This window comes from Microbacterium sp. MAH-37, from assembly GCF_009758255.1.
Lineage (GTDB): Bacteria > Actinomycetota > Actinomycetes > Actinomycetales > Microbacteriaceae > Microbacterium.
In genome coordinates, this window is record NZ_WSEN01000004.1 from 166,049 (window position 1) to 190,950 (window position 24,902).

Annotated in this window: 22 protein-coding genes; 14 read left to right on the forward strand and 8 right to left on the reverse strand. The window is 70.5% G+C overall.

Annotation, left to right across the window (positions count from 1 at the left end; genetic code table 11):
- Nucleotides 1-84: 84 nt before the first annotated feature.
- Complete coding sequence (locus GON06_RS04250) at nt 85-1,092, reverse strand: hydroxyacid dehydrogenase (RefSeq protein ID WP_157311348.1); 1,008 nt, start codon at nt 1,090-1,092, stop codon at nt 85-87.
- Nucleotides 1,093-1,240: 148 nt separating this feature from the next.
- On the opposite strand from GON06_RS04250, the gene GON06_RS04255 reads away from it, so the two are divergent.
- Genes GON06_RS04255 through GON06_RS04280 form a run of 6 tightly spaced genes read left to right on the forward strand, consistent with a single transcriptional unit; the run spans nt 1,241 to nt 7,993 of the window.
- On the forward strand, nt 1,241-2,563 hold the full coding sequence (locus tag GON06_RS04255; RefSeq protein ID WP_157311069.1) for an ABC transporter substrate-binding protein: 1,323 nt from the start codon (nt 1,241-1,243) through the stop codon (nt 2,561-2,563).
- On the forward strand, nt 2,560-3,528 hold the full coding sequence (locus tag GON06_RS04260; RefSeq protein WP_332837152.1) for a carbohydrate ABC transporter permease: 969 nt from the start codon (nt 2,560-2,562) through the stop codon (nt 3,526-3,528). The genes GON06_RS04255 and GON06_RS04260 overlap by 4 nt, the downstream gene beginning before the upstream one ends.
- A complete protein-coding gene (locus GON06_RS04265; protein ID WP_157311070.1) occupies nt 3,525-4,391 on the forward strand; it encodes a carbohydrate ABC transporter permease in 867 nt (288 codons plus the stop codon). Before GON06_RS04260 ends, GON06_RS04265 begins: the two co-directional genes overlap by 4 nt.
- Nucleotides 4,392-4,398: 7 nt before the next feature.
- Nucleotides 4,399-5,151 (forward strand): tyrosine-protein phosphatase, encoded by a 753-nt coding sequence (locus GON06_RS04270; RefSeq protein WP_157311071.1) that lies wholly within the window; start codon nt 4,399-4,401, stop codon nt 5,149-5,151.
- Nucleotides 5,148-6,473, forward strand: a complete 1,326-nt coding sequence (locus tag GON06_RS04275; RefSeq protein WP_198346629.1) for an alpha-L-fucosidase — start codon at nt 5,148-5,150, stop codon at nt 6,471-6,473. The genes GON06_RS04270 and GON06_RS04275 overlap by 4 nt, the downstream gene beginning before the upstream one ends.
- A gap of 50 nt (nt 6,474-6,523) precedes the next feature.
- Complete coding sequence (locus GON06_RS04280) at nt 6,524-7,993, forward strand: polysaccharide lyase 6 family protein (protein WP_157311073.1); 1,470 nt, start codon at nt 6,524-6,526, stop codon at nt 7,991-7,993.
- A gap of 196 nt (nt 7,994-8,189) precedes the next feature.
- Here the strand turns inward: GON06_RS04280 and GON06_RS04285 are convergent, their stop codons facing one another.
- Nucleotides 8,190-9,248 (reverse strand): LacI family DNA-binding transcriptional regulator, encoded by a 1,059-nt coding sequence (locus tag GON06_RS04285; RefSeq protein ID WP_157311074.1) that lies wholly within the window; start codon nt 9,246-9,248, stop codon nt 8,190-8,192.
- An 11-nt stretch (nt 9,249-9,259) separates the two neighbouring features.
- Nucleotides 9,260-10,582, reverse strand: coding sequence for a mannitol dehydrogenase family protein (locus tag GON06_RS04290; protein WP_198346598.1), 1,323 nt, complete (start codon nt 10,580-10,582; stop codon nt 9,260-9,262).
- A 142-nt stretch (nt 10,583-10,724) separates the two neighbouring features.
- Between GON06_RS04290 and uxaC the strand changes: the two genes are divergently transcribed.
- Both uxaC and GON06_RS04300 read left to right on the forward strand, forming a co-directional pair.
- Nucleotides 10,725-12,200 (forward strand): glucuronate isomerase, encoded by a 1,476-nt coding sequence (gene uxaC / locus GON06_RS04295; protein WP_157311076.1) that lies wholly within the window; start codon nt 10,725-10,727, stop codon nt 12,198-12,200.
- 18 nt (nt 12,201-12,218) lie between these two features.
- Complete coding sequence (locus GON06_RS04300; protein WP_157311077.1) at nt 12,219-13,460, forward strand: alkaline ceramidase; 1,242 nt, start codon at nt 12,219-12,221, stop codon at nt 13,458-13,460.
- Between the two features lie 96 nt (nt 13,461-13,556).
- On the opposite strand, the gene GON06_RS04305 is transcribed toward GON06_RS04300, so the two are convergent.
- Nucleotides 13,557-14,135, reverse strand: a complete 579-nt coding sequence (locus tag GON06_RS04305; protein ID WP_157311078.1) for a TetR/AcrR family transcriptional regulator — start codon at nt 14,133-14,135, stop codon at nt 13,557-13,559.
- Nucleotides 14,136-14,237: 102 nt separating this feature from the next.
- On the opposite strand from GON06_RS04305, the gene GON06_RS04310 reads away from it, so the two are divergent.
- From GON06_RS04310 to gnd, 3 genes are all read left to right on the forward strand, one after another.
- Nucleotides 14,238-16,499, forward strand: coding sequence for a glycoside hydrolase family 3 C-terminal domain-containing protein (locus tag GON06_RS04310; protein ID WP_157311079.1), 2,262 nt, complete (start codon nt 14,238-14,240; stop codon nt 16,497-16,499).
- A 139-nt stretch (nt 16,500-16,638) separates the two neighbouring features.
- Nucleotides 16,639-17,784, forward strand: coding sequence for a hypothetical protein (locus tag GON06_RS04315; protein WP_157311080.1), 1,146 nt, complete (start codon nt 16,639-16,641; stop codon nt 17,782-17,784).
- Between the two features lie 57 nt (nt 17,785-17,841).
- Nucleotides 17,842-18,903, forward strand: a complete 1,062-nt coding sequence (gene gnd / locus GON06_RS04320; RefSeq protein WP_157311081.1) for a phosphogluconate dehydrogenase (NAD(+)-dependent, decarboxylating) — start codon at nt 17,842-17,844, stop codon at nt 18,901-18,903.
- Between the two features lie 99 nt (nt 18,904-19,002).
- On the opposite strand, the gene GON06_RS04325 is transcribed toward gnd, so the two are convergent.
- Nucleotides 19,003-20,175: a winged helix DNA-binding domain-containing protein gene (locus GON06_RS04325; RefSeq protein WP_157311082.1), complete on the reverse strand. Its 1,173-nt coding sequence runs from the start codon at nt 20,173-20,175 to the stop codon at nt 19,003-19,005.
- Between the two features lie 171 nt (nt 20,176-20,346).
- Here GON06_RS04325 and GON06_RS04330 point away from each other — a divergent pair, with 171 nt between their 5' ends.
- Nucleotides 20,347-20,892, forward strand: a complete 546-nt coding sequence (locus GON06_RS04330) for a hypothetical protein (RefSeq protein ID WP_157311083.1) — start codon at nt 20,347-20,349, stop codon at nt 20,890-20,892.
- Between the two features lie 46 nt (nt 20,893-20,938).
- On the opposite strand, the gene GON06_RS04335 is transcribed toward GON06_RS04330, so the two are convergent.
- The 3 genes from GON06_RS04335 to GON06_RS04345 form a co-directional block, all read right to left on the reverse strand.
- Nucleotides 20,939-21,742, reverse strand: coding sequence for a hypothetical protein (locus GON06_RS04335; RefSeq protein WP_157311084.1), 804 nt, complete (start codon nt 21,740-21,742; stop codon nt 20,939-20,941).
- A gap of 128 nt (nt 21,743-21,870) precedes the next feature.
- Nucleotides 21,871-22,215 (reverse strand): TraR/DksA family transcriptional regulator, encoded by a 345-nt coding sequence (locus tag GON06_RS04340; protein ID WP_157311085.1) that lies wholly within the window; start codon nt 22,213-22,215, stop codon nt 21,871-21,873.
- An 84-nt stretch (nt 22,216-22,299) separates the two neighbouring features.
- Entirely contained in the window at nt 22,300-22,620 is a 321-nt protein-coding gene (locus tag GON06_RS04345) for a cupin domain-containing protein (RefSeq protein WP_157311086.1), read from the reverse strand.
- Nucleotides 22,621-22,766: 146 nt separating this feature from the next.
- On the opposite strand from GON06_RS04345, the gene GON06_RS04350 reads away from it, so the two are divergent.
- Together GON06_RS04350 and GON06_RS04355 are read left to right on the forward strand one after the other, a co-directional pair.
- On the forward strand, nt 22,767-23,882 hold the full coding sequence (locus tag GON06_RS04350; protein WP_157311087.1) for an alpha/beta hydrolase: 1,116 nt from the start codon (nt 22,767-22,769) through the stop codon (nt 23,880-23,882).
- Nucleotides 23,883-23,940: 58 nt separating this feature from the next.
- On the forward strand, nt 23,941-24,873 hold the full coding sequence (locus GON06_RS04355) for a helix-turn-helix domain-containing protein (RefSeq protein ID WP_157311088.1): 933 nt from the start codon (nt 23,941-23,943) through the stop codon (nt 24,871-24,873).
- Nucleotides 24,874-24,902 lie beyond the last annotated feature (29 nt).

The following is a 24,902-nucleotide window of genomic DNA, read 5'->3' on the forward strand; positions in this document are numbered from 1 at the left end:
TCCGGTTGCAGGGCGCACGAGGCGCGACGGGCGGGCATCGTTATGCAATCACAGCCCGCCCAGGTCTGGCAAGCGGTTGCCAGTTCAGGCCAGCAGATCGAGACGATCGCGGGCCACCTCGTGCTGCAGTGGAACCCCCTGGATGAGACGTTCCAGCTCCTCGGCGACGAGCCGGCCCATGGCCGCCCTGTCGCCGCCCATCGACCCCGCGAGGTGCGGGGTGAGCTCGACGTTCGGCAGCTCCCAGAGCTCCGAATCGGCCCGCGGCGGCTCTTCGACCGTGACGTCGAGCAGCGCGGTCAGGTCAGGGCGGTCCCGCAGCGCCGAGATGAGTCCGGCTTCGTCGATCAGGCCGCCCCGGGCGGTGTTGATGAGCGTGGCGCCCCGCGGCATCCGCTCGATGAGCTCACGGCCGACGAGGCTCGTCGTCGCCGGCAGCAGGGGGGCGTGCAGGCTGACCACGTCCGACCTCTCGAACAGTTCCCCGAGATCCACCAGCTCGAGGCCGAGAGCCGCCGCCTGCGCGGTATCGGCGTAGGGGTCGTGCGCGAGCAGTGTCAGGGCCGTGCCCGCGAGGCGCCCGGCCACGCGCCGGCCGATCTCGCCGAGGGCGAGCAGGCCGACCGTGCGGCCCGAGGCGCCGAATGCCGTGCTCTCGCGCGCGCTGAAATCGCGGCGTGCGTGGTAGGTGCGACGCGAGGCGGGCACGCCACGGGCGGCCAGCACGATCTGCGCGGCGGTCAGCTCGGCCACGGGCTCGGCGTTCGCGGCAGCCGCCGAGACCACGACGACGCCCCTGCTCCACGACGCGTCGGTGACGATGTGCTTGACCGAGCCGGCGGCGTGCAGCAGGGCGCGCAGCCGGGGTGCCCTGGCCAGCAGGGCGGCGTCCAGGACGGGTGCGCCCCATCCGGTGAGCAGGACGTCCACGTCTTCGAGGGCGTCGGGATCCTCGGCCAGCTGAGTCGCAGTGAGCGGAGGGAGGACGACATCCGCGATACGGTCTATTGCCGCCAGGACCTCGGGGGGATAGACCTCGCCCCGGCGGTCCTCCTCCATCACCAGGCGCACCCGGATGCGCTCGTTCTCCATGCCCACGTCGTCTCCTTCTGCGGGAGCGCCTCAGCCAGACATCCGATGATTTGTTGACAGTCCCCGCGCCCCTAGGTTAGATTCGCGAACAGCGTCTTGCAAAGTGGCAAGCGTTTGCCAACCCGGAGAGAGTCCTATGCACACAAGGATGAAAGCAGCCGCACTGATCGGCGTCGCCACGCTGGCCCTCGCGGGCTGCTCGAGCGCCGCCCCCGGAGCGGGCGGATCGAGCGTCGAGCAGGACGAGAAGGCCACTCTCGAGATCTGGACCCGCACGACCCCGGGCAGCCCCAGCGAGGCCGCCACGAAGCGTCAGGTCGAGGCCTTCGAGAAGGCCACCGGCTACAAGGCCGAGGTCACCGCGATCTTCGACGACTTCGAGACCAAGCTCGCCCAGCGCGCCGGCCAGCGGGATCTGCCCGACATCGTGCTCAACGATGTGAGCCAGCTCGGCACCATGCAGACCCAGGGCATTCTGCGCGAGATCGACCTCGACGAGATCACCAACGCGAAGGACCTCACGAAGCAGGCGCTCGAAGCGGGCAAGGCCGTCGACGGGAAGACGTACGGCATCCCGTACTCGGCCCAGGCGAACGCCCTGTACGTGAACAAGGAGTGGCTCGACAAGCTCGGCCTCGAGGCGCCGACGAACTGGGACGAGCTGGTCGCCGTCGCCGAGGCCTTCACCAAGCAGGACCCGGACGGCAACGGCAAGGACGACACCTACGGTCTCGCCGTGCCGGGGTCCACCAAGCGCGGCTACGCCTCCTGGTACTTCTCGAACTTCCTGTGGGCCGCCGGCGGCGACTTCATCACGCCGTCCGGTGACGGCTACAAGCCGTCGATGACCACGCCCGAGTCCGTCGAGGCGACCACCTGGTTCCGCGGTCTGCAGTGCGATGCGGGCGTCATGCAGCCCGGCGCGGCCAGCATGGACACCCCTCCGACCAATGAGACCTTCGAGTCGGGCGTCACCGGCATGTACCTCACCGGTCCGTACATGATGCCGCGCTTCGACGGAGTGCTCGGCGCCGACAAGTACGAGATCGTCACCGCGCCGAAGGGTCCGAAGGACTCGTCCGTGCTCGCCGAGGGTGGCACCGTCTACCTGATGGCCGGCTCCGAGAACGAGAAGGGCCAGACCGCGTTCGCCGACTGGTACGTCAGCCCGAAGGCGCAGGAGTACGGCATGGAGGGCACCGAGGCGTTCGCCATCCAGCTGCCCGTCAACACCAAGGTCAAGGTCTCCGACGTGCGCGACGACCCGCGCTGGACGATCTTCGAGGACGCCTACCAGGAGAGCGGCCACTACGCCCCGACCATCCCGAGCTGGACCCCCGTGCGCCAGATGACGGCCGACACGATCAACGCCCTGCTCGCGGACTGCTCGCTGGACGTGGAGGACGAGCTCACCAAGCTCGACGGCAAGCTGACCGCCGAGCTGCTGACCCAGGGGATCCTCGACAAGTGACTGTTCACATGGCGGATGCCGCACCCGCGGCTCACGCTCCGCAGCCGGTGACGGAGACCAAGTCGTCTCCGTCACCGGCCCGCCGGCGACGCCACCGCGTGCAGGGACAGTGGTGGATCCCGTGGGCGTTCCTCGCTCCGGCGCTGCTGCTGTTCCTCGTGTTCCGGTACATCCCGATGGTCCAGGCCGTCTCGATGTCGGTCGAGAACGTGCGCCCGTACCTGGGCAACGAGTTCGTCGGGATGCAGAACTACCAGACGATCCTCTCGTCGGCCGACTTCCGCGACGCCGCGATCAACACCCTCGTGCTCGCGATCGGCCAGACCGCCGGATGCCTGCTGCTGGGCTTCATGCTCGCGCTGCTGCTCGAGGGGCAGACTCGCAAGCTGTCCTTCATCCGCTCGGCCGCCTTCCTGCCCGTGGTGGTGCCGATGGCCGTGGTCGCCGAGCTGTGGCGGATCATGTACTACCCCGCCGCGGACGGCTTCCTGAACTCGATCCTCGTCATGGTCGGCCTCGGGCCGAGCGAGTTCATCAACAGCCCCGACACCGCCATGGGCTCCATCATGCTGATGGGCATCTGGCGCGGCGCGCCGTACGACATGATGATCATCCTGGCCGGCCTCGCCGGCATCGACCGCGGGCTGTACGAGGCCGCGACGGTCGACGGAGCGAACCGCTGGCAGCGCATCCTGCACGTGACCCTGCCGGGTCTGCGGCCGGTGTTCGCGATCCTGTTCATCCTTGCCGCGGTGCGCGGCTTCCGGGTGTTCACCGAGGTGTTCCTGATGACCAACGGCGGGCCGAACGGCGCCACCGAGGTGATCATGACCCTGCTCTACAAACTCGGCCTGGAACAGGGCAAGCTCGGCGTCGGCTCGGCCGGTGCGGTGCTGCTGTTCCTGGCGACGCTGGTCCTGACCGTGCTCGTGCAGGTCGCGGTGCGAAGGAGGAAGGACGCATGAGCGTCGGAACGGACACTGCCCTCGGTCTGACTGAGAGCCGCACCCCCGCGGGGATCATCGTCAAGATCTTCCTCTACGCCCTGGTGTTCGTGCTCTTCGCCGGGCCCCTGATCGCCCTGCTCGCCAGCGCGTTCAGCGAGGTGTCGGACCCCACCGACCTCAGCGTGATCCCCACCCGCCCCACGCTGGAGAACTTCGGAGTCGCGTTCGACTACGGCGTGCTCGGCTATCTCGCGAACTCGTTCTTCGTCGTCGGCTTCGGCCTGCTGCTGCAGGTGGTGGTGTCGGTGCTCGCAGGCTACGCCCTCGCCCGGAAGCGCTTCCGCTTCTCGGCCCTGGTGATGGTGGCGATCCTGGCGACCATGATGCTCCCCGAGGAGATCCTGGCCCTGCCGCTGTCGATCCTGCTCTCCGACATCCCCCTGCTGCACATCAACCTGATGGGCACCCTGGCCGGAATGATCGTGCCGCTCGGCGCCTGGGCGTTCTCGATCCTGGTGATGACCGAGTTCATGAAGGACGTGCCGCTCGAGCTCGAAGAGGCGGCCCGCATCGACGGCGCCAGCGAACTGCGCGTGTTCGCGCAGATCATCGTGCCGCTGTGCAAGCCCGCCCTCGGCGTGATCGGCGTCTTCGGCTTCACGATGATCTGGGACCAGTACCTGCTGCCGCTGCTGGTCTCGCAGAGCAGCGACACGTACACGCTGCCGCTCGCGCTGCGCACGCTGCGCATCGACCCGGCGGTCACGCCCGGTGTGATCATGGCCGCGTCGCTGCTGGCGCTGCTGCCGTCCGTCGTGGTGTTCCTGCTGTTCCAGCGCTCGTTCGCCCGTGGCCTGACGTCTGGCGCGCTGAAGGGCTGACGCGACGATGACGATCGAGAGCATCCCGGGGGTCTTCGGCCTCCGGGACATCGGAGGCATGCCCGCGGCCGGCGGCCGGACCCGTCGAGGGCGGCTGTTCCGCTCCGGCGAGCTGTCCGGCGTGGACGACGCCGGCGCCAGGATGCTGCGCTCCGGCATCCGCCGGATCGTCGACCTGCGCTCCGACGATGAGGTGGCCTCCGCCGCGACCTCCGTCCCCGGCGTCGAGATCGTGCGGGTCCCGCTGTTCCTCGGCTCTCCCGCGTCGTTCTTCTTCGAGGACCTCACCCTGGGCGAGGTCTACGAGCGGATGCTGGCCGAGTCCGCGGCATCCCTCGTGACGGCCGTGCGGATGATCGCGCGGGGCGAGCCGACGCTGGTGCACTGCACCGCGGGCAAGGACCGCACCGGGCTCACGATCGCGCTGGCGCTGGCAGCGGCGGGAACCGACCGCGGTGCTGTCGTCGCGGACTACGCCCTGACCGGCGAGCTCATCTCGGACGAACACCGCTCGGCCGAGGTCGTGCGACTGCGCGCCAAGTATCCGGACTCCCGCAACGCGGCATCGCTCGTCACCGAGTCGCCCGCGCCCGTGATGGCCGCGACGCTGGCCGGCGTCGAGGAGCGATGGGGCGGTGCCGCCGACTACCTCCGTGCCCACGGCCTGACATCGGACGAACTGGCAGCGCTGCGGCACGCGCTCATCGAACGGGGCGCGCCCGGCATCCCCGCATCCGACACCGAAGGAGCATCCCTGTGACGACCGCCGATCTGCACTGGTTCACCGAGGCGCGCCTGGGCATGTTCGTGCACTGGGGGCTGTATTCGCTCGCTGCCCGGCACGAATGGGTGAAGAACCGCGAGCGCATGACGGATGCCGAGTACGACAGGTACCGCGAGCACTTCGACCCCGACCGCTACGACCCGCGGGCCTGGGCCCGCACCGCCCGCGAGGCGGGCGCGGGGTACGTGGTGCTCACCGCGAAGCATCATGACGGCTTCTGCCTGTGGGACTCGGAGCTCACCGACTACACCGTGATGAACACGCCCTACGGCCGCGACGTGGTCGCCGAGTTCGTCGAGGCGTGCCGCGCAGAGGGGCTCCGCGTCGGGCTCTACTACTCGCTCATCGACTGGCACCACGAGGGCTTCCCGGTCGACGGCACGCACCCGCAGCGCGACGACGAGGAGTTCAAGGCGGCCACCGCCAGCCGGAACATCCGCGACTACCAGCCCTACCTGCACGGTCAGGTGCGCGAGCTGCTCACCCGCTACGGGCAGATCGACTACCTGTTCTTCGACTTCTCGTACACGCACCGTCCCGACTACTGGGGCGGCAAGGGCGCCGAGGACTGGGCCGCCGACGAGCTGATGGCGCTGATCCGCGAACTGCAGCCCGAGGTCATCGTGAACGACCGGCTCGGCATCCCCGGCGACATCGTGACCCCCGAGCAGTACCAGCCGCTGGAGCCCATGCGACGCGACGGCGTTCCCGTGCCGTGGGAGGCGTGCCAGACGCTGAACGGCAGCTGGGGTTACGACCGCGACAACCTCGACCGCAAGAGCACGGGCGCGCTGATCCGGCTGCTCATCGACGGGGTGTCCAAGGACGGCAACCTGCTGCTGAACGTCGGACCCGACGGGCGTGGCCGGCTCGACGAGGTGGCCCGCGAGACCTTCGCCGGCTTCGCCGAGTGGATGGACGCGCATGCGCGCTCGATCCACGGTGCAGGTCCCGCGCCCTGGCAGGCGCCCACCGACACCCGGTACACGCTGCGCGGCGACCGGCTCTACGTGCACCTGTTCGACTGGCCGTTCCGGCACCTGCACCTGCCCGGTCTCGCGGGAAAGGTGCGGTACGCGCAGCTGATGACGGATGCCTCGGAGATCCTGCCGCTGCACGTCGACCCGAAGCGCACCGCGCAGAACACGCTGATGGGCGGGCTGCCCGAGGGCACGCTCACCCTGCAGCTGCCGGTGCGTCGTCCCGACACGGCGGTACCGGTGATCGAGCTGTTCCTGGATCGAGACCCCCGAGTCCTGAGTCAGGCCGCGACCGCGGCCGAACACCCCGGTTCCTGAGCGAGGGCGCGCGGCGCCCGAGACGAAGGGCCTCAACGAGGAGGAAAACCATGAAGAGAAGGACGTTCATCCTGTCCGGACTGGCAGGCGCCGCGACCGCGTTCGTCGGCGTCCAGGCCGCCGGCGCATCGGTCGGACCCGCCGGAGGCGTGCTGCCGGCGCTCGTCGGCACGGGGCCGTACACCACCGTCTCGTCGCTGGCCGCACTGCAGAAGGCGATCGACACCGCGGTCGAAGGGGCGACGATCATCGTCGCCGACGGCACGTACGCGGTGCCGGACGGCGCCCCGATCCGCCTCGCGGGAGTCGGCGGGCGCTGGAACAAGCACCTGACGATCACCGCGGCGTCCGTCGGCGGCGTCACCTTCACCGGGGCGCAGAGCTTCGTGTTCGCCGACGCGCACCACATCAACCTGCGAGGCTTCGTCTTCACGCAGTCCACCACCTTCGAGATCCCCGCCGACAGCCAGGCGATCACGCTCAGTCGCAACGAGTTCGTGCTCGCCGACATCGAGGGTCTGCACAACGTGATGATCCGGGCCGACGACACGGTCGTGGAGTACAACCACTTCCACGGCAAGTCGACGCTCGGCATCTACCTCGGCGTCGAGGGAGGCGGCAGCACCGACATGGCGCAGCGGGTGCACATCCACCACAACCACTTCTCGGACCACAGCTTCGCCGGCGACAACGGCGGCGAGCCGATCCGCCTCGGCGTCAGCCCCCGCGCCCTCAGCAGCGCGCACGCGGTGGTGGAGTACAACCTCTTCGAACGGGCGAACGGCGACCCCGAGGCGATCTCCGTGAAGTCGAGCGACAACATCGTGAGGTTCAACACGATCCGCGACAGCGGCGGCGGCATCGTGCTGCGGCACGGCAACCGCAACCGGATCGAGTCCAACCACATCATCCGCGGCCAGCGCGGCATCCGGATCTACGGCAACGACCACGTCATCGTGAACAACTACATCGGCGACAACGCCGACACGGCGTTCGTGCTGGGCGCGGGCACGGTGCGCGATCACTACGAGGGCGAGCCCTCGTCGTCGCGCACCAAGAACGACGCCGCCGATCGCGTGCGGATCGCCCTGAACACCGTGGTGAACGCCGCCGGCGGCATCTCCTGCGAGACGCACCGGCCGATCACGCCGATGGACTGCGTGATCGTCGACAACATCTTCCAGGGCGACGCCGGAACGCTGAGTTCGGTCTCGAACTCGATCGGCTTCACCTGGGCGGGGAACCTGTTCTGGGGTGCCGCTCCGGACGGCGACATCCCGGCGGCCGGGTTCACCAGGGTCGACCCGCGCCTCGCGAAGGACGCCGCCGATGTGTGGCGGATCACCGCGGGCAGCCCGGCGGTGAACGCCTCGACCCAGGACCACTCGGCGTGGGTGCGCGAGGACATCGACGGGAAGCAGCGTCTCGTGAAGGCGGATGTCGGCGCGCACGAGGTGAGCGCGGCGATGGCGCGCCGTGAGCCGCTGACGACGGCGGATGTCGGGCCTCTCGTGGCCTGATCTGGCAACCGCTTGCCATGCTGTCGCGGGTCGCTCCTGGCGGGGCGGCCCGCGACTCCGGCGTGCGCGACTTCGGGGCCCGCGGCCCGACACGCCGGTCTCGGGCTCCGGTGTGCGGCGCGTCGCCCGTCGGCTCCGAGGTCGGGCACGGCGGCGGCGCGCAACGGGGCGGCCCTACGCCGCCCGGGCCCGCGGGTCAGGCCGGCGCCGAGCCGGTCGACCCGCGGACGACCAGGGTCGTGTCGAGGTCGATGCCGAGGTGCGGCACGCGGTCACCGGCGACGAGCGCCAGCAGGGCGGTCATCGCGTGGTCGCCGGCCTCGCGCAGCGGCGACTTGATCGTGGTGAGCGAGGGCGAGGTGAAGTCCGCGCCGAAGATGTCGTCGAAGCCGATCACGCTGAGGTCGGCGGGGATGCGGACGCCGGCCTCCACCAGCTCCTGCATCAGGCCGATCGCGATCAGGTCGTTGTAGGCGACCACGGCTGTCGCTCCGCTGTCGCGGACCGCCCGTGCTGCGGTGCGGCCGCCGGCGACCGTGGGTGCCACCGGGTCGAGCTCGACCAGTTCGATGTGCGCCCACTCGCAGCGTCGAGCGAGCAGCTCGCCGCGGCGCCGCGCCATCCATGACAGCGCAGGGCCGGGCACGTAGGCGAGACGGCTGTGCCCCAGGCCGCGCAGATGCCGGACGGCCTCCGCGATTCCCTGCGTCGCGTCGGGCACGACGGAGAGCACGTCGGTCACCTCGCGGTTGACGACGGCCACGGACTTCTGCCCGGCGAGCGCCCGGATGTGCTCGTCTGACATGCGGGGCGTGGCGAGCAGCAGGCCGTCGAGCATGCGCATCATCCGCTCGGCGCGCTCGTACTCCCGCTCCTCGGACTCCTCGGACTCGGTGAGCACCAGGGTGTACCCGCTGCGCGTGGCCGCGGTCTCGGCGCCGCGCACGATGTCGAAGAAGACGGGGTTGGTGATGTCCGAGACGACGAGACCGATGATCGAGGTGCGTCCGGTCGGCAGCGCGCGCGCCATCGGGTTCACCTGGTAGTTGAGGGTCTCGGCCGCAGCGCGGATGCGCTTCTCGGTCGCCGCGCTCACGCGTCCCGGACGGTTCAGGGCCCGCGACACGGTCGACGGGTTCACGCCGGCGAGCTTCGCGACGTCGTAGATCGTGGCGCTCTCGCCAGGGCGCACCTGCCCGCCCTGCTCGCTCTCGACGTCGGGCGCCACGGGGTCGCCGGCTCCGTCCTCAGCCATCGGCTTGCTCCTCACTGCGCGGGGCGCGCTGCGGCGCCGACGGGCATGTCCCCCAGCCTACGGATCCCGAGGCGGATGGCGGCGCTCATGGCGTCGGACATCCCGGCATCCGTCACACCGGAGAGCAGGTCGTCCAGCGCATCCGGATGCCGCTCCTGCGTCATCAGCCACGCGGCGACGGCGGTCGCCGGGGCGCCCGTGTCGTCTCCGGCGTCGATCGCGTGCGCGAGCACGGGCAGGATCCGCTCGCGCAGCTTGCGCTCGCCGTCGGCGGCGATCTGCGTCAGCTCGTGCCGGATGCGGGGGTTCGCGAACCGCGCCCGGGTGGCGGCGATCGAGTCGGCGACCTCGTCGCCGGCCAGCCGGCAGCTCGGGCCGGCGACCCGCCAGTACGCCTCCACGGTGTCGCGGATCGCGGGGTCGGCGAAGGCCGCGGCGACGTCGCGGTGCCCGGCGAGCAGACCCCGGTAGGCGAGCAGGGAGTGCGCGCCGTTGAGGATGCGCAGTTTGCGCTGCTCGAACGGGGCGAGGTCGGCGGCCAGGCGCACGCCTGCGCTCGGCCAGTCCGGTGCGGGGGCGGCGAAGCCCTCCTCGATGACCCATTCCGAGAACGGCTCGGCGACCACCGCCGCCTCATCGCGGATGCCGGTCATCCGCTCGACATCGTCGATGTCCTGCGGGCGGGTGCGCGGCGTGATCCGGTCGACCATCGACGAGCGGAACGCGACGTTCTCGTCGATCCATCCGGGCAGGGCGGGGTCGATCTCGGTGGCGGCGGCCAGCACGACCGAGCGTGCGACATCGCCGTTGCCGGAGAGGTTGTCGCAGCTGATCACGGTGAGCGGCCCGCCGCCGGCGCGGCGCCGCGCGTCCAGGCCGACGGCGAGACGGACCGGGGCGGTCGTGATCGGAGCGGCGGCGCCGGTGCGTACGGCGCGCAGGTCGGCGGCGACGTGCGCGTCCGTGAGGTCGAGGCGCCCGTGCCGGTCGGTGCGATACCCCGACTCTGTGATCGTCATCGTCACGACGTGCGTGCGAGGATGCGCCAGCGCGCCCTCCCACGCGGTGCGGTCTGCCCCGTCGTGCGCGGCACGGATGCTGCGGATCTCGCTGAACGTGTCGCCGCCGGTGTCGCGCGTGATGAGCGTGTAGCGGCATCCGGATGCCTGCAGCAGGCGCGCCTGGGCGGGGGAACGGCCGGTGAACGCCACGATGCCCCACGGATCCTCGTCCGTGCGCGCCCGGTGCGTGTACCAGGCCTGATGGGCGCGATGGAAGGCGCCGACGCCCATGTGCACGACCGTCGGTCCGTCGTCGCGTCGTTCGTCCGCCACTGTCCGCCCCCTCTCGGGGCGGAACCACCGCCCCTCCGGAACCATCCTAGTGGCAAGCGGTTGCCAAACTGTTGCACATCCGGGTAGCGTGCATCAGGACGGTCGGCCGAGACCGACGCGTCGCACGACCCAGAAGGACCACATGCGCAACCTCAGGATGCATCCAGACCGGCTCCTGCCCGCCGACCCCGCCGTGCGCGAGATCGCCCGCGGGCTGTACCGCCGTGTCGCCGACGCCCCGATCTGCTCGCCGCACGGACACGTGAGGGCGGAGATGCTCGCTGCCGACGAGCCGTTCGCCTCGCCGACCGAGCTGCTGCTCACCGGCGATCACTACGTGACCAGGGTGCTGCACGGAGCCGGGGTGTCGCTCGGAGGCGTGCAGGCGCCGGCCGGGCTGCCCCCGATCGATCCGCGCGAGGCGTGGAAGGTGCTCGCCGCGCACTGGCACCTGTTCCGCGCCACGTCGGTGCAGTACTGGTTCGAGCATCAGCTCGCCGAGGTGTTCGGCATCGATCAGCGGCTGACGCCGGAGTCCGCGGACGGGATCTACGACCGCATCGCGGAGCGCCTCGCCGATGACGAGTACCGTCCGCGCGCACTGTTCGAGCAGTTCGGCGTGGACGTGCTCGCGACCACCGACGACCCGGCATCCGACCTCGCGGCGCACCGCGCGCTCGCGGCCGACCCCTCGTTCCGCGGGCGGGTCCTGCCGACCTTCCGCGCCGACCGCGTCATGGATCCTGCTGCGGACGGCTGGCGCGCCGCGCTCGACCGGCTCGAAGCGGCCGCCGACATCCCGTGCAGCACCTACGCCGGCATGCTCGACGCCCTGCGCGTGCGCCGGGCGGCCTTCCGCGCGGCCGGCGGCACGGCCACCGACTCCGGCGTGCCGGACGCGTGGGCGCTCCCGCTGCCCGCTGCTGAGGCGGAGCGCATCCACGCCGCAGGACTGCGCGGCGAGGCGACCGACGCCGAGGGCGAGGCGTACCGCCGCGACATCCTGTACCGGCTGATGGAGATGTCGGCCGCGGACGGCATGGTGATGCAGCTGCATCCCGGCATCCATCGCAACCACCACCGGCCGACGCTGGAGCGCTTCGGCACCGACACGGGGCATGACCTGCCGATCCCGATGACGTACACCGAGCCGCTGCGCCGGGCGCTGAACGACTTCGGCACGGGCACCGAGCTCAGGCTGGTGCTGTTCACGGTCGACGAGACGTCGTTCTCGCGCGAGCTCGCGCCGCTCGCGGGTTTCTACCCCAGCGTGTACGTGGGCGCTCCGTGGTGGTTCCTGGACACTCCGGATGCGATGGAGCGGTACCGGCGCGCGATCACCGACAGCGCCGGGTTCGCGAAGACGTCGGGGTTCATCGACGACACCAGGGCGTTCTGCTCGATCCCCGCACGACACGACATGGCCCGGCGCGTGGATGCCGGCTATCTGGCGTCGCTGGTGGCCACGCATCGGCTCGACGAGGAGGACGCCGTGCAGATCGCCGACGATCTCGTGCGGCGCGTGCCCTACGAGACGTTCCGGATCTCCGAAGGCTCTGCTTCGGGTCGCAGTCCTCGTCGCTCCGACGTCGGCGAACTGACGTATTCTGCGACCTGAACGAAGGGGAGGTCGCGGATGCCGCAGACAGGGATGCTCCTGGTCGGCGCCGCCGTCCGCACCGTGGCCGTGCCCGAGGGCACCGCGATGTCCGGCTACGCCGCCCGCACCTCGGGCAGCACCGGGACTCACGACCCGCTCACCGTCCGCGCCCTGGTGATCGGCCGGATCGCGCTGGTCGCAGTGGACTGCTGCGTGCTGCACGAGGACACCTGCGCCGCCGCGCGCTCGGCGGCGATCGCCGGCGGTGACGTCGACGAGGTCGTGGTGCACGCGACGCACACCCATTCCGGCCCCTGCGTCGGGTGGGGGCGCGCGGGCGTCGATGAGGCGGAGGTGCGCGTCGCGGTGACCGCGGCTGTCGTCGCGGCGGTCGCAGAGGCCGCCGGCCGACGGGTGCCGTGCACCGTCTGGTTCTCGGAGACGTTCGGCGCGGACGTCGCCCGCGATCGCCGGCATCCGGAGCGCCGCATCGACCCGCCGGTGCAGTCGGTCGGGTTCGACCACGACGGTCGCCGCGTCGCGACCCTGGTGACGTACGCCTGCCACCCGGTGGTCCTGGATGCGGCGAACACCCTGATCAGCGGTGACTTCATCGCACCGCTTCGCGACCGGGTCGAGCAGGCTCACCCCGGCAGCGTGTGCATCTACGCCACCGGCACTGCGGGCGATGTGAACCCCGGTGACTTCAGCCCCGAGTCGTCGTACGTACCAGGGGGCGAGGGGCACACCTTCGCGGAGGCGGCGCGCATCGGCGGCATCCTGGCCGAAGCCGCGCTCGAGGCGCCCGTCCGCCGGATCGATGCACAGGGTGCGGCATTCGCGACCGCACCCGTCACTCTCGACCTGCAGCCCGAGGCCGACGTCGACGCCGACGTGCGCGCCTGGCGGGACGAGCTCGCCCGCGGCACCGCGCGCACGACGCTGCTCGAGGAGTGGCTGCGCTGGGCCGAGAACCGCCCGCAGGGCACCGGATGGACCGGGCGCGTGTCGACGATCTCGGCCGGCGCGCTGCGCATCGCGTGCCTGCCCGGGGAACCGTTCCTCGCGGCATCCGATCGCCTGCGCGCCGCGCACGACGGACCCGTCCTCGTGCTCGGCTACTGCGACGGCGTGGCCGGCTACCTGCCCGATGAGGCGGAGTATGCGCACGGCGGCTACGAGGTCGCCGACGCGCACCGCTACTACGGCATGCCGGCGCCGTTCGCGCGGGGCTCCCTCGAGCGCGTCATCGAGGCGGCGGCGGAGATCCTCTCCTGACCTCCACCGAGCCGCAGGGCAGCCCTGTCGGCCGCGGAACACTGCTGAGTAGGCTGAGCCGATGACATCGCGGCGGCGTCGCGCTGACGTCGGCGGTCAGTCGGTGGCGCCGCGCGGCGACAGCGCGTCGATGAGCTTCTCCACGATCCCGGCCATGTCGACGGAGGGGTCGATCATCCACTGCAGCTGAAGCCCGTCGGAGACGGCCTGCACCACCCTGGCCATCGTGTCGGGGTCGAGCGCGCCCTGATGGGACGGGTCATGGGCCAGTCCCTCGGCCACCGCCGTGCGCAGCCGCTCGCTGCGCTCGAGGAAGTACTGGTGCGCCGGGTGCTCGGGGTCGACGGCGTCGACGGACAGTCGCGAGAACAGCTCGACCAGCCCCGGCACCTCGGCGTTGTGCCGGATCGTGGCGAGGAAGGCGGCGCGGGCGGTGTCGATGTCGGTGCCGGCGCCGATCTCATCGCGCTCGTCGCGCCGGCGCAGCACGGCGGTGAACAGGTCCTCCTTGCTGCCGAAGTAGTGCAGCAGCGCGGCCGGGGTCACTCCGACCACCTCGGCGATGTCCTTGAGCGAGGCGTTCTGGTAGCCACGGCGGCCGATCACGTCGAGCGCGCTGTCCAGGATCTCCTCACGCCGGGCGATGCCCTTCGCGTACGAACCTCTGCGTGCCATGCACCGAGCTTAATCCTTAACGACGTTTGATTTTTGGAAACTGAATCGCATACAGTTTTCGCAGGACAGAGATGTCACCCGGCCCGCTGCCAAGGAGAATCCATGACTGAAGCATCCGATCTCACCCTCGAGGAGAAGGCCTCGCTCACCAGCGGCGCGGACTTCTGGACCACCAAGCCCGTCGAGCGGGCCGGCGTCGCGTCGATCATGATGACCGACGGCCCGCACGGGCTGCGCAAGCAGGCTGGCGCGAGCGACCACCTCGGCATCGCCGACAGCGTGCCCGCGACCTGCTTCCCGCCCGCCGTCGGTCTCGGATCCTCGTGGGACCCCGAGCTCATCGAGCGCGTCGGCGCGGCGATCGGCATGGAGGCCGCGATCGAGGACGTGGCGGTCGTGCTCGGTCCCGGCATCAACATCAAGCGCTCGCCGCTGTGCGGTCGCAACTTCGAGTACTTCTCCGAGGACCCGATCGTGTCGGGAGTGCTCGGCGCGGCGTCGGTGCGCGGCGTCCAGTCGCAGGGCGTGGGCAGCTCGCTCAAGCACTTCGCGGCGAACAACCAGGAGTTCGACCGGATGCGGGCCAGCTCTGACGTCGACCCGCGCCCGCTGCGCGAGATCTACCTGCGCGGGTTCGAGCGGGTGGTGAAGGACGAGCAGCCGTGGACGGTGATGTGCTCCTACAACCGCCTGAACGGCGTGTGGACCAGCGAGGACCCGTGGCTGCTCACCAAGGTGCTGCGCGACGAGTGGGGCTTCGACGGCCTCGTCGTCTCGGACTGGGGCGCGGTCAACGACCGCGTCGTCGGCGTCGCCGCCGGCCTCGATCTCGAGATGCCCTCCTCCGGCGGGCGCACGGATGCTCAGCTCGTGGCCGCCGTGCAGTCCGGAGAGCTCGCCGAGAGCGTGCTCGACACGGCGGCATCCCGCGCTCTGGACCTGGTGCGCAAGGCGGGTGAGCGGTCCGCCGTCGCGGGCCCGCTGGATGTCGACGCGCACCACGCGCTGGCGCGCGAGGCAGCCGGGCGTGCGATCGTGCTGCTGAAGAACGAGGGATCGATCCTGCCGCTCTCGGCGACGCAGAAGGTCGCCGTGATCGGCGCCTTCGCGACCGAGCCGCGCTTCCAGGGCGCCGGCTCGTCGCTGATCAACCCGACCCGGCTGGATGCCGCGCTCGACGCGATCCGCGAGGTCGGCGGGGACGCCGTGTCCTACGCACCCGGTTTTGCGGTGAAGGGCGGCGCGATCGCGGCATCAGGGCGCTCCGCCGAGGACCTGCGCGACGAGGCGGTCGCCGCGGCATCCGCTGCGGAGGTCGCGGTCGTCTTCCTCGGCCTGCCCGCCTCGCAGGAGTCGGAGGGCTTCGACCGCGAGCACATCGATCTGCCCGCCGAGCAGCTTGCGCTGCTGGACGCCGTGCACGACGCGAATCCGAACACCGTCGTGGTGCTCTCGAACGGCGGCGTCGTGGCGCTGCCCTTCGCCGACCGCGTGCCGGCGATCGTGGAGTCGTGGCTGCTCGGGCAGGCCGGCGGGGGCGCCGTCGCCGACGTGCTGTACGGCGTGGTGAACCCTTCGGGCAAGCTCACCGAGACCGTGCCCGTGCGCCTGGAGGACAACCCGTCGTACGGGAACTTCCCCGGCGAGCACGGACACGTCCGCTATGGCGAGGGCCTGCTGGTCGGCTACCGCTGGTACGACGCGAAGGGCCTTGAGGTCGTGTATCCGTTCGGCCACGGCCTGTCGTACACGACGTTCGCGTACGGCCCCGTCGCGGCGTCCGTGAACGCCGCCGGAGATGTCGTCGTGACCGTCGGCATCACGAACACCGGCGATCGTGACGGGCGTGAGGTCGTGCAGGTGTACACCTCGCTGCCGGGGTCGACCGTGCAGCGCGCGCCGCGTGAGCTGAAGGCGTTCGCGTCGGTGTCGGTGCAGGCCGGGGCGACCGTGCCCGTCGAGCTGGTCGTGCGCCGGGAGGACCTCGCGTACTGGGACATCCGCGTCGATCGCTTCGTCGTCGAGGGCGGCGAGTACGCGATCGAGGTCGGGGCGTCCAGCCGCGACATCCGGTCGTCCGCCACGGTCGCCGTCGAGGGCGACGCCGTGCGTCTGCCGTTGGACATGAACTCGTCGATCGGCGAGGTGCTGGCCGACCCGTTCGCCGGACCGATCGTGCAGCAGGCGCTCGCGCAGTTCACCGCGCCGACGGATGCCGCAGGCGCTTCGATGATGGAGGGCGACGGCATGGAGAAGATGATGGCGTCGTTCCCGATCGGCCGCATCGTCGGCTTCCCGGGCATCCCGGTCACGCGCGAGCAGATCGCCGCGCTGATCGCCGGTGCGAACGCCGCCGCGGGCTGACCCGGTTCCCTTCGGTACGGATGCAGGCGAACTGAACGCCTGGCGGCAGGTTACCCGCATGACCCGCCGCCAGGCGTTCGTCGTTCCTGCATCCGTACCCGTGCTTCGGCCTCGATAGCCTGGGGCAGGGGGAATCAGGATGAGAGCGCGGAGGCCCGAGCTGCCACCGACCACGGGCGTGGTCTGGTCGAGCAGCATCCTCGATGCCGTGATCGCCGTGGCGATCGCCGGCGGTGTCGGCGTCGGACTCACCGGCGTGCTCATGCTGCTCAGCGGGATGAGCGGGCTGGGCGACGTGATGAACTCGAGCGGACTCCGCCTGCTCTTCGTCACCGCAGTGACCGCGGCCGCCTTCAGCGCACTGCTCGGACCGGCGTTCACATCGGTGCACCTCGCTCGGATGCGGATGTACGACGGCGCCGTGGCCGGATCAGCAGAGCTGCGCAACGCCGTCGAGTTCCGCGGGCAGGCCACGGCCACGCCCTTCTTCCCGCTGCAGGTGAGCCTGTTCTGCGTCGCCGGATTCGCCGCGACCATGGCGATCGTCTTCGGCATCCTGTGGTCGCAGGGCCCCGTGTTCCGGGCGGTGACACTCGGATGCATCGCTCTGGTCGTCGTCCTCCTGCTCGCAGTGCTGGTCACACGCAACCGCACCCACGGACCGGTCGCGGCCACGATCGCCGCACTTCCGAAGGGTGCCGTCGGCGTGCACGGCCCGGCCACGGTGATCCTGCGCGATGACAGGACGAGCCGCAGCGTGCTTCGTGAACGCGATCGTCGGCGCCGCACCCCATTGCACCCCTTGTGGGTGATCGTCGGCTGGTGCTTGGTCGCCGGCATCGTCGTCACCGGTGCGGCTGGCCTGCTGCGCGACACGATCGGGCGTGCACCGCTGACCGTCGCGTGGCTGTTTCTGGCCGCGTGCGTGGTGGCGCTGATCGTGCTGCATCTCGCCGACTGGCTCGAGCTCACTCGCCTGCCGCGCCGGCTGCGCGGCCCGGCCCCCACGGATGCCGAACAGGAGCGCGGCCACTCGCTCACGATCGACCTGCGAGGCCACGCGGTCACGACGATGGCCGTGTGGACCCTCGTCGCTCTCTTCGCCGTCGGGGTCGAGCTTCCCGGCGTCGGCGCCCCGGTGGTCCTGGCGCTGTGGCTGCTGGGGATGATCCTGCTGCTCTGGCTGCGGGCGCGGCTGGAGCGGATCGGCCCTGCACTGCGCGAGGAGTTCGGCTATGACGTGCCGATGGAGATCCCGAGCGACGGCAACTCGAATCCGGGGTGATTGCCCTGCGGCCGACCGTGCAGGACGATGTAACCGGACCTGAGTGAGGGAGAGACCATGCAACTCGGAATGATCGGACTGGGCCGGATGGGCGCCAACATCGTGCGCCGGCTGATGCGCGACGGGCACGACTGCGTCGTCTACGACGTCAGCCCGGATGCGGTCTCCGCGCTCGCCGCGGAGGGGGCGACCGGAGCATCCGATCTCGCCGACTTCGCCGCGAAGCTGCAGACGCCGCGCGTGGTCTGGCTGATGGTGCCCGCCTCGCTCACCGGCAAGGTCGTCGACGACGTCGCGGCCGTGCTCGAGCCGGGCGACATCATCATCGACGGCGGCAACTCGAACTACCGCGACGACGTGCGCCGCGCGAAGGCGCTGCGCGAGCGCGGCATCGAATACGTGGATGCAGGAACCAGCGGCGGCGTCTTCGGCCTGGAGCGCGGCTACTGCCTGATGGTCGGCGGAACGGATGTCGCGGTGAATCACATCGAGCCGCTGCTGAAGACCATCGCGCCCGGAGCCGGCGAGATCGAGCGCACGCCGGGACGCACCGGTGAGCTCGCGCCCGAGGAGCAGGGCTACCTGCACTGCGGCCCGTCGGGCGCCGGGCACTTCGTGAAGATGGTGCACAACGGCATCGAGTACGGCATCATGGCCGCGCTCGCCGAAGGCCTCAACCTGCTCGAGAACGCGGATGCCGGAGTGCGCGAGGCCGAGCACTCCGCCGAGATCGCCCCGCTGGAGGAGCCGGAGTTCTACCAGTTCCCGATCGACACGGGGAAGGTCACCGAGCTGTGGCGCCGCGGATCGGTGGTGTCGTCATGGCTGCTCGACCTGACGGCCGCCGCGCTGAACGAGAACCCGACGCTGACAGGACTGGCGGGACGCGTGTCCGACTCGGGCGAGGGGCGGTGGACGGTGAAGGCCGCGGTCGACGTGGGCGTCCCGGTGCCGGTGCTCGCCGCATCGCTCTTCGAGCGGTTCGCCTCGCGCGATGAGGACCACTTCGCCAATCAGGTCCTCTCGGCGATGCGCCTGCAGTTCGGCGGCCACAAGGAGCTGCCCGCCGGCGACGTGCTCGAAGCCGGCGGCCGGAAGTCGGACTCAACTCCTGCATGACCCCCCCCTTGGAGGGCTGACCCCTCTGAGGAATGTCCCTCTATGCCGCATCCCGGCGTCGGATGCGGCAATCTGCGACATTCCTCGGGACGGTCGTTCTCACGCCACGACGATCTCCACGGTCGACGCGCCGCGGAGCAGGGCGACCTGCTCCGCCTCGGGTTGCAGCAGACGCAGAATCCGGTCGGTCAGGGTGCCGAACGGCGTGACCGAGAGCGTAAGTGCGCGGCCCTTCTTGCGGGGACGCCAGACGCCGACGATCTCACCGTCAGCCAGAAGCGTCCCCGGGTCGCCGACGGTCTTCCAGACCTCGCGCTGATGCGCCGGATCCACCAGGATGCCGCGGTCGCGGGCCTGTGTGTACGGGTCGCGCGGCGGCAGCAGCCGCACGCCCTCGGGCATGGCCGCCGCCCGCAGAGCGTCGAGGTCGGCTGCCAGCATCCAGGTACGGCGACCGGTGTCGACTTCGGCGAGTTCCCCTTCGAGAGGCTCCCACCACGGCCCGACGTCGCCGGCGCGCACGCCGAGCCAGCCGGCGAAGTCCGCGCGCGTCGACGGCCCATAGCAGTGCAGGTGACGGCGCAGCAGTTCGGCGCGCGCCTGCTCTGCATCGACGACGGGAAGCGGATGCCCGAGCCACTCCTCGGTCAGTACGAACGGCGCCTGATCGCCGTCGCGCGGGGCGATACAGACGCTCCCGCGCAGCATGAGGATGCGCAGGCAGAAATGTGCGACCGCTTCGCCGACGGGCTGGCCGGGGGCGTATGGACCCTCGCGCGCCCAGACCTTGCGCTGGGCGGCAGTCAGGTCGGGGGCCGTCCGCCGGGCGAGCTCTTTGCCGAGCTCGTCGATCGCGAGCCGTCGTCCGGCAAGGGCTCCGTCGAGGTGGCGGCCGATCAGGTCGACCGCGTCGGTGACAGTGATCCCGAGTTCGTCGACCGACGGGCCGATCCCGAGGATGAACCGGCGCAGGGCGGCCTCGGTCGTCGGAAGCGCTCCGGCGGTGAAGATCTCCGCGTCCACGATGGGGAAGTAGAACGGCGCGCCGCGCATCGCCCAGGTCTGCAGCATCGAGCGGTCTTCGACGGCGGTATCCAGGCTCTGGGGCGTGAGAGAGCGGACGCGTGCGTTCAGGGCGAGCAGGGCCGAACCCGGCGGGCTGTTCTGCACGCCGCACGCGGCGGCGGCCTCGAGCAGGCCGCCATCGAGCCGTTCCGTCAGGTGGTGTGCGGCCAGGCGAAAGGCGATGATCTCGCTTCGTTCGGCCTTCATGGGCCTCACGCTACCTCTCCCGGGTCCTGAGCGAGCGAAGCGAGCGCCGTGCTGAGCGAGCGAAGCGAGACGAAGTGACGAAGGGCGCCCTCCGTCTCGCTCCCCCTCGCTCAGGAGGCGGGCGTCGGCTGTCGTCCCGTAGGGTGTCCGGGACGGGAGGTCGGAATGATCGTGACGGAGTTCCCCCGCGACCTGCTCATGACCGGAGTGATCTTCGGGATGGCGGCGTTCGTCTGGGCCGGCTGGGCGCAGGAGCGACCGCCGAAGCAGGTCATCTGGCGGGTGCTGCTGGCGGTGATCGGACTCGGCGGCGCGGCGCTGGCAGGCCTCAGCCTGCCCGCTGCGATCCGCAACTGGAACGGCCCGACCGCGATCGAGGTCGGCGGTCCGGCCTTCATCGCCTACGTCGTCGTGTTCTGGGTCGAGGTGATCGTCATGATCGTGCTGTCGGTCGTCGCGGCGCGCCGCAAGCGCTCCGACCTGATCGCCCCGCTGATCCTCGCCGTGGTCGGCATCCATTTCGTGCCGCTGGCATGGGTGTTCGCGCAGCCGGTGTTCGCTCTCGTCGGCGTGCTCGTCACGGCCGTGGCCGTGTTCGCCACCCGACCGCCGCTGAAGACCGCCGCGCGCAGCTTCTGGTGCGGCATTCTCGCCGGGCCGATCCTGTTGATCACCGGGGCGGTCTGCGCCGCGGTGGGTGCGGCGGCGCTGGGCTGAGCGCTCATCGCTGGCGCTCCTCGCTCAGGAGCCGGTCCCTCCGGGCCTATTCGCCGGGAAGAGGCTTGCGCAGCGGCATCCGCTCCGGCTCGGGCTGCGTGGGCGGCGCCGCCGGCGCAGCATCCGGCTGGGAGGGAAGCTCCCGGGCGACCTGCTTCTCCAGTACCTGTACGGCCTGCTCCGAGAGCACGATCAGTCCGTCGAGCTCCTCGCGGACGCGCTTGTAGGCGACGTTGCGCTCTGCCTGCGTGGCGGACTCGTCGACGGCGACCTTCAGCAGCTGCTGTGCGCGGTCGAGGCGTTTGCGCTCGTCCTCGGTGAAGGTCGAGTTGCGCACGCGCCGGGCCTCCTGCTCGGCGACTTCGAAGGCGACGGAGTAGTTGCCGACGGCATCGAGATACTCGCTGACCTGCTGCTCGCTCGCCTTCGCGTCGGCGGATGCCGGGCGCAGGGCGTCCGCAGTCTTCTTGGCCCTCAGGAACGCGGCGGTCAGCGGCTGCCGTCCGTCGCTCATCGTGGGGAAGGCGATCAGCTTCGCCACGTCGAGCTCGTAGTCGAGCCAGCGCGCGGTGATCTCGTCGTGCTCGGCGAACAGCCGGGTCAGCAGGTCGGCATGGTCCTGTGCCTGCGCCTTCTCCTGCTGCTTTCTCGTGGGCACCGGGCCGGTCTTCCCACCGCGCGCGGCGATCTGGGCAGCCTTGATCTCGCCCTTCAGTCGCAGGGTCTCCAAGCGGCGCTCGTGGCGCTCCCGAGACATGACCTGCCACCGACGCGCCATGCCGCCGGCCATCCCCATGATCGGGAAGATCAGCCACCAGTAGCCGCCGACGAACTTCCAGAACTCCTCCATGATGCGTTCAGCCTAATCCGGTCGGCGCGGCGCGGTACTCGCGCATCCCCTCGCAGAAATACCGGATGTCGCAGATGTTCGGCTCTGTTCGTGCGACATGGCGTATTTCTGCGACGCGGTGCGTCGTCTCAGCGCCCCGCCTCCGCACACGCGACGCACCGGTCGGCGAAGGGACGCACTTCGAGCCGCGCGGCGGGGATCGGCTTCCCGCATCCGACGCAGATGCCGTAGGTGCCGGCATCCACCCGCGCCAGCGCATCGTCGGCCTGCCGCAGTTCGTCGTCGGCGGCGTCGGCAAGGCCCGACAGCCGCGACCACTCCGACGACAGTGTCACGCCCTCGGGGTCGTGCTCGTCGTCGTCGTTCGATCCCTCGCGATCGCGCACCAGCGTCTGAAGAGCAGATGCCGCGGACGCGGCGCGCGCGGCCGCCTCGACACGCAGCCGCTGCAGATTCTCCCGCTGATCAGGCATCCGGACAGCCTAGTCGCGCGCGTGCGTGGGCGCGCCCGCGCAGCATGGATCCGTCATGCTCGGCGGGCGCCGACCGCCGAAGCCTCACTCCAGCCACTCGGTGATGAAGCGGTCGTTGGCGTGGATATGGGTCGCCTCGTAGATGCCGCCGTCGAGCACCTCGAACCGGTGCGCGATCAGGGCGGGGACCACGAGCACCTGACCGCCGACGCCCACCAGCTGCTCGTCGCCGACGGTGAACAGCGCCCTGCCGTGGTGGATGACGAAGGTCTCCGCATACGGATGACGGTGCAGTCGCGGCCCGGCACCCGGCGAGGCGTACTCGCGGATGATGCTGACGGGCGACCCGATGAGGTGGCCCTCGATGTTCGCGTCGCGCGCGACGTCGATCGGTTGGATCGTCATGCTGTGCCTCCCGGTGCACGCCGAGAGTACGCCGCGATCCGCTCCGACGCGAGACCCTGGTGCCACCCGCACCCTTGACCGTGAATGCCGTTCACCGTAGGGTCGGTTGTCTGTGAACGCCATACACAGCTGAGGAGAGCATCGATATGCCGCTCGGATACGTTCTGCCCCTCGCGCTCATCGTGATCACCACAGTGCTGGCGCTGATCCGCATCCGTCGCTGGGGGAACGTGCTGTTCGCGGTCGCGCTGCCGGCCGACGAGATCCCGCACATCCTCTTCGTCTACCTGCTGCTGATCTCGCTGCTGGCCTGGGACGAGGGCGACCTCAGCGGTGGACCGGGCACGGTGCTGCTCGTCATCGCCGTGCTCGTGGGGGTGGCACTGCTCGTGCTGCTGGCGAGCGCCCTGCGCGCGCGTCCGGTGATCGACGCTATGGTGCGCGAGCACGGTGCCGAGCCTCCGGCACGGCGACCGTTCTGGTGGCTGCGGCCGCTGATCCTCCCGCTGCCCTGGCGGCCGCGCTCCGTCATCCGCACCGGCCCGATCTTCTACGGCGACGACCGGCGCCAGCGCCTCGACGTCTACCGTCCCCGGCGATCGGATGCCCCGGGCCCGGTGCTCGTGTACTTCCACGGCGGTGGGTACTTCTCGGGCAGCAACCGCTGGGAGGCGCGGGCCCTGCTGTACCGGCTGTCGGCACAGGGCTGGACCTGCATCAGCGCGACCTACCGGCTGCGCCCGCAGTACGGGTTCGATGAGCACCTCGCCGACGCCAGGGCCGCGCTGACCTGGGCGCACGAGAACGCCGACATCCACGGCGGCGACACCGACGTCGTGGTCATGGCCGGCAGCTCGGCCGGTGGCCACCTCACCGCGCTGTGCGCGCTGAGCCAGGACCGGTCCGACCCGGGGCATCCGCGGGTCGATGCCGCTGTCTCGCTGTACGCGTTCTACGGCCGGTACTACGGACGAGGGCCGGACGAGGCCCAGCCGTCGACGGCCCTGGCGATGGATGCCTCGAAGGCTCCGCCGTTCTTCCTCGTGCATGGCGATCGCGACTGCTACGTGCCCGTCGAGGACGCCCGCGCCCTGCACAGGCATCTCGAGGAGGGATCGCAGCAGGAGATCTGGTACGCCGAGCTGCCCGGCGGGCAACACGGCTTCGACGCCATGCAGTCCTGGCGTTTCACCGCGGTGATCGACGGCGTCGAGGCGTTCCTCGCCCGGGTGGTCGTCGCGCGCAGGGCGACGGTCCGGTAGCGCGCGACTGCGCAAGGACGATCAAGCGCGAGACTCTGCGGAGGAGCACCATGGTGACATGAGCAGCCCCGCGGACACCTTCGCGACCTTCGTCGACCGGCTCGCCGACGCCCTGCGCGACGACGAGGCCGGCACGATCGACGGCGCGGAGCTGGCCGCACGGGTCGGATTCTCGCGGTTCCACCTCGACCGGATCATCCGGTCGGTGGCGGGCGAGAACCCGGGGGCGTTCCGCCGCCGCATCCTGCTGGAGCGCGCCGCGTTCCGCATGCTGACGACGCGGATGCCGCTGCTCGATGTCGCCGTCGATGCCGGCTACTCGTCTCATGAGGCCTTCACCCGCGCGTTCGCGCGCGAGTTCGGAGAGCCTCCGGCGCAGTGGCGGCACACCGCGGCGACGTTCCGACTGCCGGCCGGCAACGGAGTGCATTTCCACCCGCCGGGGAGCATCCGGCTTCCCATGAGAGACAAGGAGAGCGAGATGGAACTTCTGGAGCGCATGACCGCGCATCACATCTGGCTGACCGGGGAGATGATCCGCGTGGCCGGCGAGCTCGGCGACGACGAGCTGAATCGGCCGATCGAGGTCGACGTCGACGACGATGATGATGAGCAGAGCGTCAGGTCACTGCTGGCACGGCTGGTCGGGCAGCTCGCGATGTGGAACGCCGTGATGGCCGGCAGGTCCTACGACCTGCAGGTCGAGCAGCATCAGTCGCTCGGCGACCTGCGCGACATCCTCGCGGTCGAGGGGCCGGCGTTCCACGAGCACGTCCGGGAGGTCACCGCTGGCGAGCGACTCGACGAGACGTTCGTGGACGCCTCCGGCGAGCCCGTCGAGGTGATCAGCTACGGCGGCAACCTCGCGCACATCCTCACCTTCGCCGCGTACCGCCGGGTTCTGGTGCTGTTGGCGCTGAACGCCGCCGGGCATGGCGAGCTCGGATGGGGAGACCCGCGGTTCTGGGTCGCGGAGCAGTTCGCAGAGTGAGAGGCGCCCGCCGCCCCTCGTGAGGGCGA

Excerpts from the sequence above, each read along its gene's own strand:
- GON06_RS04335 (WP_157311084.1), bottom strand. The coding sequence starts at position 21,742 with ATGGAGGAGTTCTGGAAGTTCGTCGGCGGCTACTGGTGGCTGATCTTC.
- GON06_RS04285 (WP_157311074.1), bottom strand. The coding sequence starts at position 9,248 with ATGGCTGAGGACGGAGCCGGCGACCCCGTGGCGCCCGACGTCGAGAGC.
- gnd (WP_157311081.1), top strand. The coding sequence starts at position 17,842 with ATGCAACTCGGAATGATCGGACTGGGCCGGATGGGCGCCAACATCGTG.
- GON06_RS04345 (WP_157311086.1), bottom strand. The coding sequence starts at position 22,620 with ATGACGATCCAACCGATCGACGTCGCGCGCGACGCGAACATCGAGGGC.
- uxaC (WP_157311076.1), top strand. The coding sequence starts at position 10,725 with ATGCGCAACCTCAGGATGCATCCAGACCGGCTCCTGCCCGCCGACCCC.
- GON06_RS04250 (WP_157311348.1), bottom strand. The coding sequence starts at position 1,092 with ATGGAGAACGAGCGCATCCGGGTGCGCCTGGTGATGGAGGAGGACCGC.
- GON06_RS04315 (WP_157311080.1), top strand. The coding sequence starts at position 16,639 with ATGAGAGCGCGGAGGCCCGAGCTGCCACCGACCACGGGCGTGGTCTGG.
- GON06_RS04305 (WP_157311078.1), bottom strand. The coding sequence starts at position 14,135 with ATGGCACGCAGAGGTTCGTACGCGAAGGGCATCGCCCGGCGTGAGGAG.
- GON06_RS04270 (WP_157311071.1), top strand. The coding sequence starts at position 4,399 with ATGACGATCGAGAGCATCCCGGGGGTCTTCGGCCTCCGGGACATCGGA.
- GON06_RS04340 (WP_157311085.1), bottom strand. The coding sequence starts at position 22,215 with ATGCCTGATCAGCGGGAGAATCTGCAGCGGCTGCGTGTCGAGGCGGCC.
- GON06_RS04255 (WP_157311069.1), top strand. The coding sequence starts at position 1,241 with ATGAAAGCAGCCGCACTGATCGGCGTCGCCACGCTGGCCCTCGCGGGC.
- GON06_RS04280 (WP_157311073.1), top strand. The coding sequence starts at position 6,524 with ATGAAGAGAAGGACGTTCATCCTGTCCGGACTGGCAGGCGCCGCGACC.
- GON06_RS04310 (WP_157311079.1), top strand. The coding sequence starts at position 14,238 with ATGACTGAAGCATCCGATCTCACCCTCGAGGAGAAGGCCTCGCTCACC.
- GON06_RS04300 (WP_157311077.1), top strand. The coding sequence starts at position 12,219 with ATGCCGCAGACAGGGATGCTCCTGGTCGGCGCCGCCGTCCGCACCGTG.
- GON06_RS04265 (WP_157311070.1), top strand. The coding sequence starts at position 3,525 with ATGAGCGTCGGAACGGACACTGCCCTCGGTCTGACTGAGAGCCGCACC.
- GON06_RS04325 (WP_157311082.1), bottom strand. The coding sequence starts at position 20,175 with ATGAAGGCCGAACGAAGCGAGATCATCGCCTTTCGCCTGGCCGCACAC.
- GON06_RS04355 (WP_157311088.1), top strand. The coding sequence starts at position 23,941 with ATGAGCAGCCCCGCGGACACCTTCGCGACCTTCGTCGACCGGCTCGCC.
- GON06_RS04350 (WP_157311087.1), top strand. The coding sequence starts at position 22,767 with ATGCCGCTCGGATACGTTCTGCCCCTCGCGCTCATCGTGATCACCACA.